The 501-nt window shown below is 67.1% G+C and carries 1 protein-coding gene; it reads right to left on the bottom strand.

Annotated elements, in window-relative coordinates; all coding sequences use genetic code 11:
• Positions 1-501 (bottom strand): DUF7507 domain-containing protein (locus AC5L38_RS44415; protein ID WP_495248860.1); only part of this gene is annotated, 501 nt, incomplete at both ends.

Raw genomic sequence — 501 nt, 5'->3', positions numbered from 1 at the left:
CACCGGCGGCGCACCCGTCCCCGAGAACGCCGTATCCACCACACCCACAGCGGTCAACGTCGCGTTACCGGAGTTGACCACCAGATAGGAGTAAGTGATCGTCGCACCCGCCGCCACCACCGAACTCGGCGACGCCGTCTTCAACACCGCCAAACTGGGAACCGGAGCAGCCGTCACCGTCGCCGTCGACGCGGCCGAGGTGACCGGCGGGCCCACCGGCGGCGTCCCCGACGCGACCGCCGTGTTCACGATCACACCCGCGTCCACATCCGCCTGCGTCGTCACATAAGTGCTCGTACAGGTGGTCGAAGCCTGCGGCGCCAACGTCGCCACCGGACACGTCACCACCGGAGGCGCACCCGAACCCGAGAACGCCGTATCCGTCACACCCACACCCGTCAACGTCGCGTTACCGGTGTTGACCACCAGATAGGAGTAAGTGATCGTCGCACCCGCCGCCACCACCGAACTCGGCGACGCCGTCTTCAACACCGCCAGACT

The sequence above is a fragment of the Streptosporangium nanhuense genome (genome assembly GCF_059358815.1).
The sequence above is the reverse complement of the archived record's forward strand: the minus strand, read 5'-3'. Positions and strand labels throughout refer to the sequence as shown.